A 17,809-nucleotide genomic window follows, 5' to 3' on the forward strand; every position below is an offset into this window, starting at 1 on the left:
CTCGCCTTCGACGATGGTCTCTAGAGGCCTGCCGCGGCTCGGAGGGCATCGACGCGGTCGAGTGCCTCCCAGGTGAAGTCGGGGAGGTCGCGACCGAAGTGCCCGTAGGTCGACGTCGCCCCGTAGATCGGTCGGAGAAGGTCGAGATCGCGGATGATTGCGGCGGGCCGGAGGTCGAACACCTGGCCGATGGCGTCGATGATCGTCTCGTCGGGCACATGACCGGTGCCGAAGGTCTCGACATAGAGACCGACCGGTGCGGCGCGGCCGATCGCGTAGGCGATCTGGATCTCGAGACGTTCGGCGAAGCCAGCGGCAACGGCGTTCTTCGCCACCCAGCGCATCGCGTAGGCGGCCGACCGGTCGACCTTCGACGGGTCTTTGCCCGAGAACGCGCCGCCTCCGTGACGCGAGGCCCCGCCGTAGGTGTCGACGATGATCTTGCGGCCGGTCAGACCCGCATCGCCTTGGGGGCCGCCGATCTCGAAGCGCCCGGTCGGGTTGATGATGAACTTCGTTGCGGAGGTGTCGAGACCGGGCGCCTCGGCGGCGAGGACCGGGCGGATGACGTGCTCGATCACGTCGCGCTCGAGCTGCTCCATCGAGACGCTCGGCGAGTGCTGCGTCGAGAGCACGACGGTGTCGACCGTCTTCGGTGTGTAGCCGTCGTAGCCGATCGTGACCTGCGTCTTGCCGTCAGGACGCAGGTAGTCGAGCACCGCGTCTTTGCGGACTGCCGTGAGGCGCTCGGCGAGACGGTGCGCGAGCCACACCGGAATCGGCATGAGCTGCGGGGTCTCGGTCGTGGCGAACCCGAACATGATGCCCTGGTCGCCGGCACCTTGCGAGTTGAGGGCGTCGTCGGTCGAGCCCGCACCCGTGCGGGCCTCGAGGGCATTGTCGACGCCCTGAGCGATGTCGGGCGACTGTGCCCCGATCGACACCTCGACGCCGCAGGTGCGGCCGTCGAAACTCACCGACGAGTCGTTGTAGCCGATGCCCGTGATGAGGTCGCGCACGATCGTGGGGATGTCGACGTAGCCCGTCGTCGTGACCTCGCCCGCGACGTGCACCAGACCGGTCGTGACGAGCGTCTCGACGGCGACCCGGCTGTGCGGGTCGACCTCGAGGAGCGCGTCGAGGATGCGGTCGGAAATCTGATCACAGATCTTGTCGGGGTGCCCCTCCGTCACGGACTCGGACGTGAAGAGGCGGAGGCTACCGGTGGTGCTGGGGCTGCTGGAGGACACGGATTCCCTAAGACGAAAGCGGTGGAGATGCCGTTCGATTCGGCGTTTGCAACTCTAGCCGGGGGTGGCGACACTCCCCCGGTCGCGTGACGACGTGTGAACGAGATAGCGGTTGTGGAGACGCGGTGGCCGGGCCGGGGCAGAGCGGCTCACACAGCGGAAGAGACGGAAGCCGAGGATCCGGCCCGCGGATCCTCGGCTTCCGTCTCGTGGCGGTTCGCCCCGAACTGGCTCAGCGGCCGATCGGCGACATGTCGGGGTAGCGGTCACCCGACGCTGCCGGCAACGCCGAGAGGCGTGCGACCTGATCGGCGCTCAGCGTGAGGTCGGCGGCACCGAGATTCTCTTCGAGTCTCGTCACGCGCTTCGTGCCCGGGATCGGCACCAGATCGTCGCCCTGCGCGAGCAGCCAAGCGAGGGCCACCTGGGCGGGAGTGCCATCGACCTCGCCCGCCACCTGACGGACCTCGTCGACGAGACGCATGTTCGTCGCGAACGCCTCCTCCTGGAACCGGGGGTTCGCGAGACGGAAGTCGTCGGAGTCGAGGTCGGACGGCTTCGTGATCGCCCCCGTCAAGAAGCCGCGGCCGAGCGGAGAGTACGGCACGAGGCCGATCCGGAGCTCGCGCAGGGTGTCGAGGACGTCGCCCTCGGGGTCGCGGGTCCAGAGGGAGTACTCGCTCTGCAGGGCAGTGATCGGGTGGACGGCGTGCGCTCGCCGGATCGTCGCCGCACTCGCCTCGGATAGCCCGATGTGCCGGATCTTGCCCTCCTCGACGAAGCCTGCGAGCTGACCGATGACGTCTTCGATGGGCACGTCGGGGTCGACGCGGTGCTGGTAGTAGAGATCGATGTGATCGGTGCCGAGGCGTCGGAGGGACCCCTCGAGGGCCACTCGGATCGAGCCGGGGTCGGAGGTGATGTGACGCTCGGTGCTCGGGGTCGACTCCCCCGGCGTATGGCGCAGCAGGCCGAACTTCGTGGCGATGACGACGTCGTCGCGGCGATCACCGAGAGCCTTGGCGAGCAACTCCTCGTTCGAGTACGGGCCGTACGCCTCCGCAGTGTCGAACAGGGTGACACCGAGGTCGATGGCGCGGTGGATGGTGCGGACCGATTCGTCGTCGTCGGTGCCGGCGCCCGTGTAGAAGGCGCTCATTCCCATGGTGCCGAGGCCGAGTGCTCCGACCTTGAGGTCGCCCAGTGTGCGGGTCTGCATATGTCTCCTCTTTGTCTGGCGGCGTCGGGTGTAGCTGCCGCCCCATCGAGCTTGCTCCCGATGGGGCGGATCTGCGCTCAGCCTCGCCCGAGTGCGACGCCGGCGTGCGTCGAGTGACGTGAAATGCCCGCGGCTGGGCGGGCAGCCTCGCAAGTGGCGGCACTCAGGCGGCAGGATCCGACACGCTGCGGGCGCTACTGCGCTTTGAGTAGCTCGATGAACTCGTCCGCCATGCTGATCTGCTCCTCGAGCTTCGCTCGCCGAGCGGTCGCCTGCTCGATGAAACCGTCGAGCGCTGCGCGGGCCTCGCCGGCTCCACCTGCTGCTGCTGCTGTTTCTTCGTCTGCTCGTGCTCCTGCTCCGGTGCCAGAGCCGGCCTCGGATCCGCCGAGGCGGTCGACGACCCGCAGAAGCTCGGCCATCTCGTCGAGACTGAACCCCAGGGGCTTCATGCGGCGGATGACCATGAGCCTCGAGAAGTCGCGCTCGGTGTAGAGGCGGAAGCCGCCCTCGGTGCGCCCCGACGGCGTGAGGAGCCCGACCTCGTCGTAGTGGCGAATCGTGCGGAGCGACATCTGTGACCGGTCGGCCATCTCTCCGATGTGCATCGTTGCCACGACCTCTTCGGCCGTCATCTCAGTAGCCACCGTCACCATCCTCGTCGCTCAACCCTTACGTTACGGTAGGGTTGAAGAAAGGGCCGCGAATACACCGGCCCTCTCGATCTTCCCACTCCTCGCAGATCACTACGGCGTGGGCTCACGCGCAACGGGGCGCGCCTCCGTCTTATCAATCGCTCTCCCGAGAGAGCCGACCACGCAGGAGCCGCCCCATGGCCTCAGCTTTGCCCTCAGTCCGCCCGGCCACCAAGCCGATCACCGTGCTCAGCGCCCTGCGCTCGCCGCAGCAGCTCTCCCGCGAGGTCCTCGCGGGCATGGTGACGACCCTCGCCCTCGTGCCCGAGGTCATCTCGTTCTCGATCGTCGCCGGGGTCGACCCGATGGTCAGCCTCGTCGCGTCGATCGTGCTGGCCCTCACGATGTCGATTCTCGGAGGTCGGCCGGGTGTGATCACGGCCGCCGCCGGATCCGTCGCCCTCGTCATTGCCCCGCTGGTGCACGACCATGGCGTGAAGTACGTCTTGCCGACCGTCATCCTCGCCGGCATCGTGCAGATCGTCTTCGGCTTCGCGGGGCTCGCACGACTGATGCGGTTCATCCCCCGCTCGGTCATGGTCGGGTTCGTCAACGCGCTCGGTGTGCTGATCTTCACCGCGCAGGTGCCGCACGTGCTCAACGTGCCGTGGCTGGCCTATGTGCTGTTCGCTCTGACCTTCGCCATCATCTTCATCGTGCCGCGGTTCACGCGGGTCGTCCCCTCGCCGCTGATCGCGATCGTGGTCGTGACGGCGATCGTCATCGTCGCGAAGCTCGTCGTGCCGGATGTCGCCGACGAGGGCCCGCTCACGGGCCAACTTCCCGGTATCACGCCGTTCCTCGTGCCGCTCAACCTCGCGACCCTCCAGTTGATCTGGCCGACAGCTCTGAGCGTGGCATTCGTCGGACTCATGGAGACCCTCCTCACCGCCAAGCTGGTCGACGAGATGACCGACACCCCGTCGCACAAGGGGCGTGAGTCGTGGGCACTCGGCGTCTCGAACATCCTCGCCGGTTTCTACGGCGGCATCGCAGGCTGCGCCATGATCGGCCAGACGGTCTTGAACGTGAAGACCGGTCGCGCTCGCACCCGCATCTCGACCGTCGTCGCCGGGGTCTTCCTCCTGGCCCTCGTGACGGGATTGAGCTCGATCATGGGCCAGATCCCGATGGTCGCCCTCGCCGCCGTCATGATGGTGGTCGCCGTCACAACGGTCGACTGGCACAGCCTCAAACCCTCCACGCTCCGCCGAATGCCTCTTCCTGAGACACTCGTCATGGGGCTGACGGTGGCGGTCGTCGTCGCGTCGAACAACCTCGCCTACGGAGTGCTCGTCGGAGTCGTGCTCGCGATGGTCCTCTTCGCCCGCCGGGTCGCGCACGTCATCAGCGTCGAGCGCACGGAGTCGGCCGATGGCTCAGCCGTTCACTACGACGTCACCGGGCCCCTCTTCTTCGGCAGCAGCAACGATCTCGTCGATCGGTTCTCGTACAGCGAGGATCCCGCAACCGTCACCATCGACCTGAGTCGTGCGCAGATCTGGGACGCCTCGACCGTCGCCTCCCTCGACGCGATCGAGACGAAGTACCGTGACCACGGGATCGAGGTCGGTTTCGACGGCCTGGATCAGCGGAGCACGCTGTTCCACTCTCGGCTGACGGGGCGGTTCGGGGCTTAGAGAGCGGTGGCGGGCTGCTCGAGTACTTGACGAATTGCCTCGAATAGCTTCCGCACGTCAGGGGCGATCCACGGTGGCGAACTCGGCTTGCGAAAGCCTCCGGCCACGATCACATGGCTGCGCGCCGTGACGCGCGAGACGGTGGCCGAGCTAGAGAACTCGAGCTGCACGCCCCCGTAGTGGAAGGCCAGAAAGCCCTTCGGCACCAGAAAGGCCTGCTCGTCGTCGAGGCTCGTCGTGGTCAGAGTTGGTGCGCCGGCTGCTGCCAGAGCTTCGCGAATCACCTGTGGCCAGCTCTCGATGCACCCCTCCGCGGCAAGCACTGCAACGACGGTGCGGTCGTCCACACGAGTGACACCGAACTCGGTGACGCGGTATCCGCCAGTGTCGCTCACGCTGTGACCATACGCCGCCTCGCGGCTTCGCCATGAGGTGATCGTCCACGATCTGCTGATGTTCGGGGCCGAACATCAGCACATCGTGGACACTCGCTGCCCGGGCGACGCTACGGTGGACCGCAGACGGAGGGAGACGAGATGACCGAGTTCAGCTGGACGCTGCTCGAACTCGTCCTGCCCCTCGACATCTGGCTGCGGACCGATCTGCACGCCCTGCCGCACCTCGCTCTCGGACTACTGGTCCTAGCCGTCGTCGGAGCGATCGCGATCGCGATCGTCGTGCACGGGGCCACGAAGTACCCGGCGATCGACGTGCCCGTGGCGGGCGCCCCCGAGGCACGCCGACCCCGTGAGCGGCGTCGGCGTCAGCAGGCACGCCGGGAGGCCCCGTGCGGTGGGGCTGGGGCGCGTGCGCCCGGATCCTGGGCTCTTCGTACCCGCTGAAGCCTGCCGGTACGAAGACTCCCGTTCGAGTCCGCATCGCACCAGTAAGGCAACCGCATGCCCATTTCACGCCCGATTCGCCCGTTCGCGCAACTGCGCCAACTCTTCCACACCGTGACCGAGAAGCTCTGGCTGTTCTCGGGCTGGACCTGGGTCGCCGCCGGGTCTCTCGTCGGCTTCGAGGTGTTCGAGATCATCTTCACGAGCTTCGCCCTCGCGCCCGAGCTGCTACCCGTTGTGCTCGTCGCGATGGCCCTCGCTTATGTCTGGCGCGAACGTCTCGCGTCGTTTCGACAGCACCTCAGGATCCGCCGCCGCGCCGCAAGGGTCGCCCGGCACGCGGCACCGTGAGACCTCAGAATCAGCCCGGCGGCGCCGCTGAAACCCGTCGATTGTGAGGTCTCGCCGCGCCACGCAAAAGCGGGCCGCCCCTAAGGGACGACCCGCTTGAGAAGGGAAGGTGTTACTCGGCGACGACCGCGAGGGGCTTCGACGTGAGCTTGTCTTCGTTGATCTCTTTCATCGCGACGGAGAGAGGCTTGTCGTCGATGGTCGAGTCGACGAGCGGCCCCACGTTGTCGAACAGCGAACCCTCGTGGAGGTCGGCGTAGTAGTCGTTGATCTGACGCGCGCGCTTCGACGCGAAGATGACGAGTGCGTACTTCGACTCGACCTTCGAGAGCAGGTCGTCGATGGGCGGGTCGATGATGCCCTTGTTCCTGTCGGCCATGGTGCCTCCTAAGCTTTCGGATGCCTCGTGGCACGAGCGGCCGCGGGCATTGCCATCAAGTCTACGACCTCTCGGGCCGCTTCGCTGACGTCGTTGTTGATGACTTTGTGGTCGAACTCGTCTTGCGCGGCCAGCTCGACCTTGGCGGTCTCCAGGCGACGCTGCTGTTCGGCGGTGTCTTCGGTGCCGCGGCCGATCAGTCGGCGAACGAGTTCGTCCCACGTCGGGGGCAGCAGGAACACCAGCACGGCCTCGGGCATGACGGCGCGCACCTGACGGGCACCCTGGATGTCGATCTCGAGCAGGACGCTCTGACCCTTGTCGAGAGCGGCGTCGATCGGGGGCCGCGGCGTGCCGTAGCGGTGCGAGTTGTGCACGGTGGCGTACTCGAGAAGTTCGCGGTCGCGGATCATCCGGTCGAACTCGTCGTCGGTGACGAAGTAGTAGTGCACTCCGTCGATCTCGCCCGGGCGCGGTTTTCGCGTCGTGGCCGACACCGACAGGTGAACGTCGTAGTTCTCGCGGATGTAGCTCGAGACGGTGCCCTTACCGACGGCGGTCGGCCCGGCGAGCACGACGAGCTTCGATTTGAGGCGCCCACGGGCCTCCCGCTGCGAGAGCCAGTCCCCCAGGATCACGCGCTGGCGCACACCCAGACCGCCGACTCGCTTGGAGTCGGCGATGCCGAGCTGCTCCATGATGCGCGCGACACGGGTCGGCCCGATGCCGGGGATGCTCGTGAGGAGCTCGCGCACTCGTAGGGTCGCCTCGGGCGCGGTGACCTCGCCGGCCCAGGCGGCGTCGGCGACGTCGAGCGCGGTGCGACGGCGCTCCGAGACGTCGTGCTTTACCTCGGCCCGGGCGCGGCGAGCGGCGACGGCAGCTTTCGCGGCGGCGGCGCGGTCGACGGGCGGCGGCGTCATGCGAGGCATGCGGTCACCTCGTCGGAAGCTCGTCGAGCGGCGTCGCGAACACCCGAAGGGCCGGACCCGAGGATCGACCGCGACGCCGAGACCAGCACGCTGGCGGCGGCGGGGCCGAAGAGGCTCTTCACATCGCCGTACCGGGCTCCCTGCGCACCGAAGCCGGGAGCGAGGATGGGGGTCGACGCCAGCTGATCGAGGGCGATGCCGTAGTCGGCGAGGTCGAGAGTCGCGCCCAGCACAAGACCGACGTCGCCGAGGTCGGCAGCTATCGGCGCGACGCGGGAATCGCCCTGGTCAGAGGCGGAATTGTCGTTCAGCACATCGTTGACGATACCGGCTGCGACCGTCTTGCCGCTCGCCAGGCGCGCCGTCTGGGTGAGGCGGGCCTCCGGGTTCGACGTCGCGGCCAGAACGAAGACGCCGCGACCGGTCTCCCGCGCCCGCCGCAGGAAGCCGGCGTTGGCGCCGAGCCCCTGATAGGCCGCGCAGGTCAGGGCGTCGACGCGCAACGGCGAGTCGCCGGCGAACCAGGCGTCGCCGTACGAATCCATCGTCGTGCCGATGTCGCCGCGCTTGGCGTCGCCGATCACGAGGAGGTCGGTGTCGCGAGCCGCCTGCAAGACGTCTTCGAGAGCGGCGAAACCCTGCGAGCCGTACCGTTCGTAAAAGGCGACCTGCGGCTTGACGATGCCGACGGATCCTGCGGTCTGTTCGATCACGGTCAGCCCGAACGACCGAACGCCCTCCGCCGACACCGGGAGCCCCCACTCCTCGAGGAGGAACGGGTGCGGGTCGATGCCGACGCAGAGGTGGCCGTAGCGGTCGAACGACGCCGCCAGGCGGCTGCCGAACGACTCACCGCCGGCGGCGTCGCTCACAGCGCGGCAGCCCGGTCGAGGCCCGCCTGACGCTCCACTGCATAGTCTTGAAGGCTCGTCACGTCGTAGCCCGTGTGGATCGACTCGATGGAGGCGACAGCTGCCTGCAGCTGCGCCATCGTGGTGAAGAGGGCCTTGTCGGCCGCCACCGTCGCCGCGCGGATCTCGTAGCCGTCAGCCCGGCCGCTGGAGCCCGACGGCGTGTTGATGACGATGTCGACCTCGTCGCGGTTGATCAGGTCGACCACGCTCTCGCCGCCCTCGGAGTACTTGCCGACGATGCGCGTGGTGATGCCGTTGCGGATCAGGACGGTCGCCGTGCCCTCGGTTGCCGTGATCTCGAAGCCGAGCTGCTGCAGGCGGAGAACCGGGAGCACGATCGCGCGCTTGTCGCGGTCGGCAACGCTGACGAAGACCACGCCGGAGGTTGGGAGCCCGCCGTAGGCCGCCGTCTGGCTCTTCGCGAACGCGAGCGGGAAGTTGCGGTCGATGCCCATCACCTCACCGGTGGAGCGCATCTCGGGGCTGAGCACGCTGTCGACGACCTGGCCCTCCTTGGTGCGGAAGCGCTTGAACGGGAGCACGGCCTCCTTGACGGAGATCGGCGAATCGAGCGGCACATCGGAGCCGTCCTGGACCGGAAGGAGGCCCTCCTCGACCAGAGAGCGGATGGACGCGCCGACCATGATGCGCGAAGCGGCCTTGGCCAGCGGGATGCCGAGCGCCTTCGAGACGAAAGGCACCGTGCGGCTGGCGCGCGGGTTGGCCTCGAGCACGTAGAGCACTCCGGCGGCGATGGCGAACTGCACGTTGAGCAGGCCGGAGACTCCGATGCCCTCGGCGATCTTGAGGGTAGCTTCGCGGACCCGATCGATCTCGCCCCGACCGAGCGTCACCGGCGGAAGTGTGCAGCTCGAGTCGCCGGAGTGGATGCCGGCCTCTTCGATGTGCTCCATGATGCCGCCGACGTAGAGCTCGGTGCCGTCGTAGAGCGCGTCGACGTCGATCTCGACCGCGTCGTCCAGGAAGCGGTCGACCAGCAACGGCTGGCCGTGGCCGATGACGACCTCGTCGCGGGTGCGCTCGAAGTAGTCGGCGAGAAGCTCGGACGAGTAGACGATCTCCATGCCGCGTCCGCCGAGCACGTACGACGGGCGGACGAGGACGGGGTAGCCGATCTCGTCCGCGACGGCCACGGCGCTCTCGAAGTCGGTTCCGGTGCCGTTCTTCGGGGCGAGGAGACCGGCCTCGTCGAGGATCTTGGAGAACAGACCGCGCTCTTCAGCGGAGTCGATCGCGTCGGGGCTGGTGCCGAGGATCGGCACGCCGGCCGCCGCGAGGCCCTGGGCCAGGCCGAGAGCGGTCTGGCCGCCGAGCTGCACGACGACACCCACGAGCTCGCCCGCCTGGCTCTCGGCGTGCACGATCTCGAGGACGTCCTCCAGCGTGAGGGGCTCGAAGTACAGCCGGTCGCTGGTGTCGTAGTCGGTGGAGACCGTCTCGGGGTTGCAGTTGATCATGATCGTCTCGAAGCCCGCATCGGACAGGGCGAACGAGGCATGCACGCAGGAGTAGTCGAACTCGACGCCCTGCCCGATGCGGTTCGGGCCGGAGCCCAGGATGATCACCTTGCGGCGGTCGGAGGGCACGACCTCGGTCTCGAAGTCGTACGACGAGTAGTGGTACGGCGTCGTGGCGGGAAACTCCCCCGCGCAGGTGTCGACGGTCTTGTAGACCGGGCGGAGGCCGAGGTAATGGCGGTGGTCGCGGATGTCGTGTTCGAGACGACCGCGGAGCTCGGCGATCTGTGCGTCGCTGAAGCCGTGGTCTTTCGCCTCTTCCATGACCTCGTACGAGAGCTCGTCGGCTGCGGCCACCCGCTCGGCCACCTCGTTGATCAGTACGATCTGATCGATGAACCAGGGGTCGATCTTGGTCGATTCGAAGACCTGCTCGGCGGTGGCGCCGGCGCGGAGGGCCTGCTGCACCGTGACGATGCGGCCGTCGGTCGGGACGCTTGCGAGTTCGAGCAGGGCGGCGACGTCTCCGGGCTCGCCCTTCCAGTGGAAGCTCGAGCCGCGCTTCTCGAGCGACCGGAGCGACTTCTGGAGGGCCTGCGTGAAGTTGCGGCCGATGGCCATGGCCTCGCCGACGCTCTTCATGGTGGTGGTGAGGGTGGTGTCGGCGGCCGGGAACTTCTCGAAGGCGAACCGCGGCACCTTGACGACGACGTAGTCGAGCGTGGGCTCGAACGAGGCCGGGGTGACCTTGGTGATGTCGTTCTGGATCTCGTCGAGGCGGTAGCCGATGGCGAGCTTCGCGGCGATCTTGGCGATCGGGAAGCCGGTGGCCTTCGACGCCAGGGCGCTGGAGCGCGAGACGCGGGGGTTCATCTCGATCACGATGATGCGGCCGTCGGCCGGGTCGATCGCGAACTGGATGTTGCAGCCACCGGTGTCGACGCCCACGCGACGGATGATGTCGATGCCGATGTCGCGGAGCTTCTGGTACTCGCGGTCGGTGAGGGTCAGCGCCGGGGCGACCGTGATCGAGTCGCCGGTGTGCACGCCGACCGGGTCGAAGTTCTCGATGGAGCAGATCACGACGGTGTTGTCGGCCGTGTCGCGCATGAGCTCGAGCTCGTACTCCTTCCAGCCGGTGATGCTCTCTTCGAGCAGGACCTCGGTGGTCGGGCTGGAGTGCAGGCCGTCCGAGACCATGCGGGTCAGCTCTTCGGGCGTGTGGGCAAAGCCCGACCCGAGGCCGCCCATGGTGAACGAGGGGCGGACGACCAGTGGGTAGCCGAGATCGTCCGCAGCGGCGAGGGCTTCGTCGACCCGGTGCACGATGTGCGAGCGCGCGACATCGGCACCCGACTCGAGCACGAGTTCTTTGAAGATCTGGCGGTCTTCGCCCTTCTGGATCGCTTCGACCTTCGCGCCGATGAGCTCGACGCCGTGCTTGGCCAGGATGCCGGCCTCGTCGAGCGCGATCGCCGCGTTGAGGGCGGTCTGGCCGCCGAGGGTCGGGAGCACCGCGTCGGGGCGCTCCTTGATGATGATCGACTCGAGCACCTCGGAGGTGATCGGCTCGATGTAGGTCGCGTCGGCGAAGTCCGGGTCGGTCATGATCGTCGCCGGGTTCGGGTTGACCAGGATGACGCGCACGCCCTCTTCGCGGAGGACGCGGCAGGCCTGCGTGCCCGAGTAGTCGAACTCGGCCGCCTGGCCGATGACGATCGGGCCGGAGCCGATGACGAGGACGGAGTTGATGTCGGAACGCTTGGGCATCAGTTGCTTTCCTTGGGGTCGGCCTGGACGGCGTCGGCCGTCGATGAGCGCTCGATCACGAGAGCGCGGAACCGGTCGAAGAGATGGTTGCTGTCGTGGGGGCCGGCAGCGGCCTCGGGGTGGTACTGCACCGAGAAGGCGGGGATGTCGAGGGCGCGCAGGCCCTCGACGACGTTGTCGTTCAGCGAGAAGTGGCTGACTTCGACGCGGCCGAAGCCGGCGGGCGAGTCGAGCACTCCGTCGATGGGGGCGTCGACGGCGAAGCCGTGGTTCTGGCTGGTGATCTCGACGGTGCCCGTGGTCTTGTCCCACACCGGCTGGTTGATGCCGCGGTGGCCGAACGGAAGCTTGTACGTGCCGAAGCCGAGGGCGCGACCGAGCAGCTGGTTGCCGAAGCAGATGCCGAAGAACGGTGTTCCGTCGCGGAGGGCGCTCTGCAGCAGTTCGACCTGGGAGTCGGAGGCCGACGGGTCGCCGGGGCCGTTCGAGTAGAAGAGCGCATCGGGCGCGAGGGCCTTGAGCTCGTCGACCGTTGTCGACTGCGGCAACACCATCACGTCAAAGCCGCGCTCCGAGAGGTAGCGGACCGTCGAGGTCTTTACGCCGAGGTCGAGCACGGCCAAGGATCCGACACGGTCGCCGACCGCAGGAACGTCGTACCGCTCCCGCGTGGAGACCTGGCCGCTGAGGCTGAGCCCGCGCATGTCGCGGCCGTTCTTCACGATGGCGAGTTGCTCGTCGTCCGGGAGCCCGGCCTCGTCGCCCGAAAAGATGCCGGCCTTCATCGACCCGACGTCGCGGAGACGGCGGGTGATGGCGCGGGTGTCGACCGAGCGGATGCCGACGATGCCGTCGTCGGTGAGCTGCTCGTCGAGACTGCCCTGGGCGCGATAGTTCGACACGACGCGGCTGGCGTCGCGGACGACGAAGCCGGAGACCCAGATTCGGCTCGACTCGGGGTCTTCGTCGTTGACACCGGTGTTGCCGATGTGCGGCGCCGTCATGACGACGATCTGCCCGGCGTACGACGGGTCGGTGAGGGTCTCCTGGTAGCCGGTCATGCCGGTGGCGAAGACCGCCTCGCCGAGGGTGCGCCCGGTGGCGCCGTAGGGGCGACCGACGAAGCGGGTGCCGTCTTCGAGAACGAGGACGGCCGTGTTCGCGGTGGACGAATCTGTCACGAGGTTTTCTCTCCAGTGCTGATGAGGGTGCTGATCGCGGCGACGAGTTCTCGGGGATCGTCGGAGTCGCGGAGATAGGTGTCGACGTCGAGGTCGCCGAGGCGCCAGCCGAGCTTGATCAGCCCGTCGGTCTCGACGACTCGATCGATGGTCCAGGTCGAGCGGCCGACATCGCGCAGGTCGGCTCGGGCGATGAGGATCGGCGGCTCCCCCGCGATGTCGAGCACGACACCGTCGGGGTGGACGCTGACGACGGCGCGGCCACGGAAGCCGAGGCCACCGACCACGATCCGATCGAGCCGGTCGGAGGCTTTTGTCGTGGCGACGTAGAACAGGTCGTGCTCGGCGAGGAGCTCGCCGAGTTCGGCGGAGGCCGGTGCCGGGGTCGGACGGGTCACGTCGGCCTGTCGTCGTCGTCGCGCGAGCCAGCCCGCGCGCATCCAGAAGTAGATGCCGACGGCCGCGACGAGGAACCCGGCGCCGATAAGCCAGCGGATCACGGAGCGCCGACCAACGCGGCGGCGTGCGCGGAGACCGTCTCGGTGTCGACGACGGCGCCGTCGAGCACGGTCGCGTAGCCGCCGTGGAATGTGGCCACGACTCGCCCCGGCAGCTCGCGCTCGAGGTAGGGCGAGTTGGTGCTCTTGCCGGCGAGGTCGTCGATCGAGAAACTCCTGCTCACACTTCGATCGTAGAGCGTGATCTCGGCCGGCGAGCCCACTCCGATCGGCTGACCCTGTCCGCTTACCTGCCCGATACGGGCGGGAGCGGCCGAGAGCACTCGCTCGACGCCCGCCCAGTCGAGGAGGCCGGTGTCGACCATGGTCTTCTGGACGACGCTCAGCGCCGATTCGAGGCCGACCATGCCGTTGGCCGCGCCCGCCCACTCGCACGACTTCGCCTCGGCGGTATGCGGAGCGTGGTCGGTCGCGACGATGTCGATGGTGCCGTCGGCGAGGGCGCCACGGAGAGCTTCGACGTCTTCGCTGCGGCGGAGCGGCGGGTTGACCTTGTAGCGGGCGTCGTAGGTCGAGACCAGGTCTTCGGTGAGCAGCAGATGATGCGGAGTCACCTCGGCGGTGACCTCGAAGCCCCGCGACTTCGCCCAGCGGACGACCTCGACGCTGCCCGCGGTCGAGACGTGGCAGATGTGAAGGCGGGCGCCGACGTGGTGCGCGAGCAGCACGTCGCGAGCGATGATCGCCTCTTCGGCGACGGCCGGCCAGCCGCCGAGCCCGAGCGTCGCGCTGAGTTCGCCCTCGTTCATCTGCGCACCCTCGGTGAGGCGCGGCTCCTGGGCGTGCTGGGCGAGCACTCCCCCGAAGCCCTTGATGTATTCGAGGGCTCGGCGCATCAGCAGTGGATCGGCAACGCAGAGCCCGTCGTCCGAGAAGACGCGGACGGCCGCGCGCGAGTTCGCCATCGCGCCGATCTCGGAGAGGTGGGTGCCCTTCAGCCCCTGCGAGACGGCTCCGATCGGCCGCACGGTGACATAGCCCGCGCGATCGCCGAGAGCTTGCACCTGCTCGACGACACCGGCGGTGTCGGCGACCGGTGACGAGTTCGCCATCGCGTTGACGGCCGTGAAGCCACCCTTCGCGGCGGCGCGCGAGCCGGTCAGAACCGTCTCACTGCCCTCGAATCCGGGTTCGCGCAGGTGGGTGTGGAGATCGACGAGGCCCGGCAGCGCAAGAAGGCCGTCGGCGTCGATGACCGTGGCGGCGGCCTCGGACAGGTTCGTTCCGAGCGCCTTGACGGCTGGGCGGGACGCGGTGCCGCTGGATCCTGGTCCGAGAAGGATGTCGGTGGTGCGCCCGTCGCTGAGGGTCGCGCCCTTGAGGAGGTAGTCGTTCATCGTTGGTCTCTTCTCAGTTCGTGACGCCGGCGGCGAGGGTCAGATAGAGCACGGCCATGCGGACGGAGACGCCGTTCGTGACCTGCTCGAGTACGGTCGATCGGGGCGAGTCGGCCGCCTCGTCGCTGATCTCGAGCCCGCGGTTCATCGGCCCGGGGTGCATGACGAGGGTGTGCTCGGGCAGCCCGTGGAGGCGTTCAGCGCTCAGGCCCCAGGAGCGGGCGTACTCCCGGCCGTTGGGGAAGAACGCGTCGTTCATGCGCTCCTGCTGGATGCGCAGCATCATCACGACGTCGGGTTTCACCCGCGCGAGCGCCTCGTCGAAGTCGTAGAAGACGTCGGCGTCGAAGGCGGCGACGCCGTTCGGCAGCAGCGTCGGCGGGGCCACGAAGGTGACGTGGGCGCCGAGGGTCTTCAGCAGCCAGGCGTTCGATCGGGCTACGCGGGAGTGCAGCACGTCGCCAACGATCATGACCTTGACGCCGTCGAGGTCGCGTCCGCGACCGGAATCGCCGAGGATCCGGCGGCGCATCGTGAACGCATCGAGCAGGGCCTGTGTCGGGTGCTCGTGGGTGCCGTCGCCAGCATTCACCACGCCGGCATCGACCCAGCCGCTGGTGGCCAGTACGCGGGGTGCGCCCGATGCCGGGTGCCGGATCACTATGCCGTCGGCGCCCATCGCGGCCAGCGTCTGCGCGGTGTCTTTGAGTGACTCACCTTTAGACACGCTCGACCCCTTGGCCGAGAAGTTGATCACGTCGGCGCTGAGGCGCTTGGCCGCGGCCTCGAACGAGATGCGCGTGCGGGTGCTGTCTTCGAAGAAGAGGTTGACGACCGTGATGCCGCGCAGCGTCGGCAGCTTGCGCACCTCGCGGGTCGAGACGGCCGCCATGTCTTCGGAGATGTCGAGGATCTGGATGGCCTCGTCGCGCGACAGGTCGGCAGTGCTCAGGAGGTGCTTCACGACGCGCCCCCTTCGCTGCGGGCGTCGGTTCGCTCGTCGGCGATCGCCACCTCGTCGAGGGCGTCGACCGGTTCGAGCCGGACGAAGATGCGCTCGGCTGTCGAGGTCGGGAGGTTCTTGCCCACGTAGTCGGCGCGGATCGGCAGCTCACGGTGACCGCGGTCGACCAGGACGGCGAGCCGCACGGCTTTGGGACGGCCGATGGCGCTCAGCGCGTCGAGGGCTGCACGGATCGTGCGACCGGAATAGAGCACGTCGTCGACGAGCACGACGGTCTTGCCGTCAATACCGCCGCTTGGCACGGTCGTCGGCCTGGGCGCACGGGTCGGCTGCCGGCGGAGGTCGTCGCGGTAGAGCGTCGCGTCGATGGCCCCAACGAGAACGGCCTGGCCGCTGATCGACTGGAGGACCTCGCCGATGCGATCGGCGAGAACGACGCCGCGAGTGGGAATACCCATCACGACGAGATCGTCAGCGCCACGGTTGCCTTCGAGGATCTCGTGGGCGATGCGCGTGAGCGCGCGGGTGATGTCAGCCTGACTCAGCACGGTGCGTGTGCTCAATCGGACCTCCCTTCTCCGTCTCTCTGGACGGCTCTTAAAGGTGGGTCGTAAGAACGTGTCCAAGCCTAGCGGTCTCGGCGGGCCGGGGACGTCGGGCGGTAGGGTCCCCTCGTGACGTCCGCGAGCGAAAAGGGCACCTGGTTCGAATTCGACAGGTCGGCGTTTAAGGCGCTGCTCGCTCGGCAGGGTCGTCTCTTCGTAGGGTTGATGGTGGTGGCGAGTCCCCTTCTCGTCTTCAACCCCCGAGAGCGATTCGACACCTCCCCGTGGGACTTCGTTCCTCTGGGTGTGGCCTTGGTGATCTCCGCGGCGATCATGGCGGGTTCCGCGTTTCTCCTCATCGCAATCATCGGGGCGACCGACCGTCGGGTCGCGATCGATCTAGCCGGCCGCCGGGTCCGCGTAGGATCCCGTGTTCTCGGCTTCGACGTCATCGACACGGCGTCGGTGGTCACTCCGACGAGCGACCCTCGGCAGGCCTTATCGATCCGCTTCGGCCAGGGCCGATCCCCTCGTCGTCGAGCCACGATCCTGCTTCTCCGCGACGACCACGAAGTGCTCTCGGACGAGGCGAAGAGGGTGCTGCTGGCGGCTCTGGCCCAGTGTCCGCTTGTTCGGCCCACAAGTCCGTATGATCCGAACGGCCGGTTCGCTTCGGCCAACTTCCCGGGAACTCTGGATCAGAAGGATGCCCTTGACTTCGTCACGCATCCTCGGCGCGTCCGCGACTCGCTCGGCTGAGGCGTGCCGGCAGAGAAAAACCCTCGCGACCGGCAATTGAGGACTTTCGGGGAGGCGATGGAACCGCCTCCGCGATGAATTCAGTTATCGTCGCCGTCGCCGTGGTCTCGAACGCGCCGGTCAGACCGCGGACGCGCGCATGAGGTCGTAGAGGTCGATATCGTTCGCCTCGAAGACGTCGATCAGGGCGTCCGCGTCGTTCGCTTCGAAAAACGTGAATTCGGCGTCGGTGATCGGTATCGCCATCAGCCACTCGATGTGGGTCTCGTCGCCGACGAGGGGTTCGAAGTCGCCCGCCCATCCGAACGGGTACCAGATGAGCGCGTGCGGCGTCGTGACGTCTTGCCCGTAGCCTTCGAAGACCCGCGGGAAGACGCGCTTCGGCTGGATCTGGAAGCGGTCGTGGGCCAGATTGAACGCACACGTAGACAGACCGCCCGAGAACGCGGTCGTCGAGTCGGCAGCGATGCCGACGACTTCGACTCGAAGATGCCGCGGGCCGATCACCGTGTCGTTGTCGAACGCGCTCATGCCGATCGTGGAGTACGAGATGAGTCCGGGTCGGGGTGACGGTGTGCAGCTCAGGATCTCGACCGAGTGCGCTTCAGACTCGTCGGAGAACTTCACGACCCGGGGTGTACCGCCGAAGATTCCGGCGGCCGTTCTCGCGATCGTGCGGAGGTCGGTCACGGGAGGTACGGCAGCGCGACCTCTTCGCGCGTCGTGTTGTCGACGAACTTCCGGGCCCCGCTGGGCTCGATGACGAAGGTGAGATCGGTGCCGACCGGAAACCCGTAGATGGCGATGACGGCGGGCTCGATTTCCGCGACTGCATTGAAGTCGGCGACCCTGATGTTGCCGGGCGTGTTGATGAAGGTCTCGTTGTCGTCTTGCGACAGGAATCTCCAGCCGTTGTCTTCGGGCGCGACCGGTGCCTCGCGGAAGGCCCAGCCGAGCGGGCTCGAGCCATCGAGGATGCGAGTCGATGCGAGCGAATCGCCCGCATGCCTGATGAATTCAGTGGTCACGGAGGTA

General features: G+C 67.6%; 19 protein-coding genes. 4 read left to right on the forward strand and 15 right to left on the reverse strand.

Annotated features, from left to right (window positions below; translation table 11 throughout):
- Positions 1-20 precede the first annotated feature (20 nt).
- The 3 genes from metK to EDF39_RS13475 form a co-directional block, all read right to left on the reverse strand.
- Entirely contained in the window at positions 21-1,250 is a 1,230-nt protein-coding gene (gene metK, locus EDF39_RS13465) for a methionine adenosyltransferase (RefSeq protein ID WP_123943870.1), read from the reverse strand.
- A 232-nt stretch (positions 1,251-1,482) separates the two neighbouring features.
- On the reverse strand, positions 1,483-2,469 hold the full coding sequence (locus tag EDF39_RS13470; protein ID WP_123943872.1) for an aldo/keto reductase: 987 nt from the start codon (positions 2,467-2,469) through the stop codon (positions 1,483-1,485).
- Between the two features lie 194 nt (positions 2,470-2,663).
- Positions 2,664-3,125: a MerR family transcriptional regulator gene (locus EDF39_RS13475; protein ID WP_370275189.1), complete on the reverse strand. Its 462-nt coding sequence runs from the start codon at positions 3,123-3,125 to the stop codon at positions 2,664-2,666.
- Between the two features lie 176 nt (positions 3,126-3,301).
- Here EDF39_RS13475 and EDF39_RS13480 point away from each other — a divergent pair, with 176 nt between their 5' ends.
- Complete coding sequence (locus tag EDF39_RS13480; protein WP_123943874.1) at positions 3,302-4,804, forward strand: SulP family inorganic anion transporter; 1,503 nt, start codon at positions 3,302-3,304, stop codon at positions 4,802-4,804.
- On the opposite strand, the gene EDF39_RS13485 is transcribed toward EDF39_RS13480, so the two are convergent.
- Positions 4,801-5,199, reverse strand: coding sequence for a hypothetical protein (locus EDF39_RS13485; RefSeq protein WP_055957905.1), 399 nt, complete (start codon positions 5,197-5,199; stop codon positions 4,801-4,803). The genes EDF39_RS13480 and EDF39_RS13485 overlap by 4 nt on opposite strands.
- A gap of 141 nt (positions 5,200-5,340) precedes the next feature.
- On the opposite strand from EDF39_RS13485, the gene EDF39_RS13490 reads away from it, so the two are divergent.
- Both EDF39_RS13490 and EDF39_RS13495 read left to right on the forward strand, forming a co-directional pair.
- Positions 5,341-5,646 carry a hypothetical protein gene (locus EDF39_RS13490; RefSeq protein WP_123943876.1) on the forward strand — a complete coding sequence of 102 codons (306 nt, stop codon included), beginning with the start codon at positions 5,341-5,343 and terminating at the stop codon, positions 5,644-5,646.
- A gap of 57 nt (positions 5,647-5,703) precedes the next feature.
- A complete protein-coding gene (locus EDF39_RS13495; protein ID WP_123943878.1) occupies positions 5,704-5,997 on the forward strand; it encodes a hypothetical protein in 294 nt (97 codons plus the stop codon).
- Positions 5,998-6,109: 112 nt separating this feature from the next.
- Here the strand turns inward: EDF39_RS13495 and rpoZ are convergent, their stop codons facing one another.
- The 9 genes from rpoZ to pyrR are packed head-to-tail and all read right to left on the reverse strand — an operon-like array spanning position 6,110 to position 16,033.
- Positions 6,110-6,376, reverse strand: a complete 267-nt coding sequence (gene rpoZ / locus EDF39_RS13500; RefSeq protein WP_055957913.1) for a DNA-directed RNA polymerase subunit omega — start codon at positions 6,374-6,376, stop codon at positions 6,110-6,112.
- Positions 6,377-6,384: 8 nt separating this feature from the next.
- Complete coding sequence (gene gmk, locus EDF39_RS13505) at positions 6,385-7,308, reverse strand: guanylate kinase (protein WP_055957916.1); 924 nt, start codon at positions 7,306-7,308, stop codon at positions 6,385-6,387.
- On the reverse strand, positions 7,296-8,180 hold the full coding sequence (gene pyrF / locus EDF39_RS13510) for an orotidine-5'-phosphate decarboxylase (protein ID WP_123943880.1): 885 nt from the start codon (positions 8,178-8,180) through the stop codon (positions 7,296-7,298). The genes gmk and pyrF overlap by 13 nt, the downstream gene beginning before the upstream one ends.
- Positions 8,177-11,470 carry a carbamoyl-phosphate synthase large subunit gene (carB, locus tag EDF39_RS13515; RefSeq protein WP_123943882.1) on the reverse strand — a complete coding sequence of 1,098 codons (3,294 nt, stop codon included), beginning with the start codon at positions 11,468-11,470 and terminating at the stop codon, positions 8,177-8,179. The genes pyrF and carB overlap by 4 nt, the downstream gene beginning before the upstream one ends.
- Positions 11,470-12,651 (reverse strand): glutamine-hydrolyzing carbamoyl-phosphate synthase small subunit, encoded by a 1,182-nt coding sequence (carA, locus tag EDF39_RS13520; RefSeq protein WP_123943884.1) that lies wholly within the window; start codon positions 12,649-12,651, stop codon positions 11,470-11,472. The genes carB and carA overlap by 1 nt, the downstream gene beginning before the upstream one ends.
- On the reverse strand, positions 12,648-13,151 hold the full coding sequence (locus EDF39_RS13525; RefSeq protein WP_123943886.1) for a hypothetical protein: 504 nt from the start codon (positions 13,149-13,151) through the stop codon (positions 12,648-12,650). The genes carA and EDF39_RS13525 overlap by 4 nt, the downstream gene beginning before the upstream one ends.
- The gene (locus tag EDF39_RS13530) at positions 13,148-14,506 is read right to left on the reverse strand and encodes a dihydroorotase (RefSeq protein ID WP_123943888.1); all 1,359 of its coding nucleotides are present in this window, start codon (positions 14,504-14,506) and stop codon (positions 13,148-13,150) included. The genes EDF39_RS13525 and EDF39_RS13530 overlap by 4 nt, the downstream gene beginning before the upstream one ends.
- Positions 14,507-14,519: 13 nt before the next feature.
- Entirely contained in the window at positions 14,520-15,470 is a 951-nt protein-coding gene (locus tag EDF39_RS13535) for an aspartate carbamoyltransferase catalytic subunit (protein WP_123943890.1), read from the reverse strand.
- Positions 15,467-16,033: a bifunctional pyr operon transcriptional regulator/uracil phosphoribosyltransferase PyrR gene (gene pyrR, locus EDF39_RS13540; RefSeq protein WP_123943892.1), complete on the reverse strand. Its 567-nt coding sequence runs from the start codon at positions 16,031-16,033 to the stop codon at positions 15,467-15,469. Before pyrR ends, EDF39_RS13535 begins: the two co-directional genes overlap by 4 nt.
- A 111-nt stretch (positions 16,034-16,144) precedes the next feature.
- Here pyrR and EDF39_RS13545 point away from each other — a divergent pair, with 111 nt between their 5' ends.
- Complete coding sequence (locus tag EDF39_RS13545) at positions 16,145-16,774, forward strand: hypothetical protein (protein ID WP_123943893.1); 630 nt, start codon at positions 16,145-16,147, stop codon at positions 16,772-16,774.
- 120 nt (positions 16,775-16,894) lie between these two features.
- Here the strand turns inward: EDF39_RS13545 and EDF39_RS13550 are convergent, their stop codons facing one another.
- Entirely contained in the window at positions 16,895-17,464 is a 570-nt protein-coding gene (locus EDF39_RS13550) for a suppressor of fused domain protein (protein ID WP_123943895.1), read from the reverse strand.
- Positions 17,461-17,802, reverse strand: coding sequence for a DUF2185 domain-containing protein (locus tag EDF39_RS13555; RefSeq protein WP_055957939.1), 342 nt, complete (start codon positions 17,800-17,802; stop codon positions 17,461-17,463). Before EDF39_RS13555 ends, EDF39_RS13550 begins: the two co-directional genes overlap by 4 nt.
- Between the last annotated feature and the right edge of the window lie 7 nt (positions 17,803-17,809).

It is taken from the genome of Frondihabitans sp. PhB161, assembly GCF_003814635.1.
GTDB lineage: Bacteria > Actinomycetota > Actinomycetes > Actinomycetales > Microbacteriaceae > Frondihabitans.